Genomic DNA, 1,782 nt, shown 5'->3' with positions numbered 1-1,782 from the left:
GAGCAGGATGTCGGCTCGGCGCAGATCAACCAGGCGATCCAGCAGCTCGACAAGGTCGGCCAGCAGAACGCCAGCGCCTCCGAGCAGGTGTCCTCGACTTCCGAGGAATTGGCCTCGCAAGCCGAGCAACTGCAGTCGACCATTTCGTTCTTCCGCATCGACAACGCTGGCATCGAGAAGCCTGCGGCGGTTTCGCCGATGGATCGTGCGGTCAGCCAGCTCCGCGCCAAGGCTGCGACCATGGCGGCGGCCGAGCGTGGCGCCAGGAAGCCGATGCAGTCGGCGGCGAAACCTGCGGCACGTCGCAGCGTCAAAGCGGCGGGCGGCGGCGGGTTTGCCTTTGCCATGGACGACGGCGGCGACGAACGCGACGCCGATTTTCAACGATAAGAAGAGACCCGGCCCGCTTTCGAAGCGGGCCGGAGGCAATCTGGAATAGGGGCTGAACATGAGACTCACGGTCAAGGCAAAGCTTGCCGGCGCTTTTGGCGCGGTCATCGTCCTGTCGATGATCACAGGCGCGATCGCCTATAGCAAGCTTTCCGCGCTAACCGATGCGGAGGAGCGAACGGTCGCGCAAGCCCTGCGCTTGAAAATGGCCGCTGACGTCATGAACGGCATCCAGTCGCAGCAACGCTCCGAGATGCGGATGATCTATGCGACGACCGACAAGGATACGCAGGACTACTACAGTGCCATGGTGGCGCGCCGCGACAAGGTGCTCAAGCTCAGGGACGAGCTTTACAGCAAGGCCAGCGACGCCGGAAAGCGCATCCTCGACGATGCCGCCGTGCCCATGAAGCGGATGAACGAGCTCGAGGAGCAGGCGGGGAAGCTGGCGTTGCTCAACTCGAACAACAAGGCCGCGGAGATCTGGAAGGGCCAGGGGCAACCCGCCGCCAGGGAACTCGATTCTCTGCTCGACTCGATGGTCGCGGAACTGAACAAGAATGCGTCCGAGAGCCAGCGCGCAGTGACGGCCCTGCTGACCGCAAAGCTGGATGCCGCGCGACTCTCGCGGGCCGTCATTTCCGCCTACACCAGCTCGAACCTCCAGGAGGTCGATTCCGACGTCAAGGAGGCGTTGCAGCGGCTGAACGCGGTCAAGGCCGATATCGCCAAGCTCGCGAGCGAACAGACCGGAGGTTCTGTCGGCGCTCTCAATACACCGCTGGAGCGCCTGGCCAAGGCCGCCGAGCAATCCGCGAACCTCGCGGAGGAGGCCGGCAACATCAAGGCTGCGGCGGTAGCGGGCGGCGAAGGCCGCAAGGCCTTCAACCAGACGCTCGATGTCATCGAGCAGTATGTCAAGCGTAACGAGCAGCAAATGGGCGAGGTCGCCGACGAGGGCGCGAAGGAGGCCAGCTTTGCCAAGCTTCTCGTGATCAGCAGCATCATTGGCGCGCTGTTGATTGCGGTGGTCTCGGCGACTTGGATCGCGCTCAGCATCAGCCGCGCGCTTGGCCGGGCGCTCGGTCTCGCCGATGCCGTTGCGATCGGCGATCTCAGTCAGAAGATCGACGTCGGCAGCGACGATGAAATCGGCGATCTCGTCAAGTCGCTGAATGCGATGACGACGAACCTGAACGCAACGGCGGCTGTCGCCAACGAGATCGCCAACGGCAATCTCACGGTCGAGGCCAAGCGGTTGTCCGAGAAGGACACGCTCGGCATCTCGTTGGAGCGCATGGTCGAGAAGCTCCGGCAGATCGTGGCCGAAGCCCTGACCGCGGCGCAGAACGTCTCGGCCGGCAGCCAGGAGCTCTCGGCCAGCGCCGAGCA

Annotated in this window: 1 protein-coding gene and 1 pseudogene; both read left to right on the top strand. The window is 64.0% G+C overall.

Annotation, left to right across the window (positions count from 1 at the left end; genetic code table 11):
- Window positions 1–390 (top strand): annotated as a pseudogene (locus tag F758_RS0142935) (methyl-accepting chemotaxis protein); the annotation flags it as partial.
- A 58-nt stretch (window positions 391–448) separates the two neighbouring features.
- The coding region (locus F758_RS0142930) for a HAMP domain-containing protein (RefSeq protein ID WP_024513500.1) at window positions 449–1,782 on the top strand (1,334 nt) is incomplete at its 3' end.

The sequence above is a fragment of the Bradyrhizobium sp. ARR65 genome, from assembly GCF_000472385.1.
In the GTDB taxonomy this organism is placed as follows: domain Bacteria; phylum Pseudomonadota; class Alphaproteobacteria; order Rhizobiales; family Xanthobacteraceae; genus Bradyrhizobium.
This window is presented reverse-complemented; position numbering and strand designations above follow the sequence as displayed.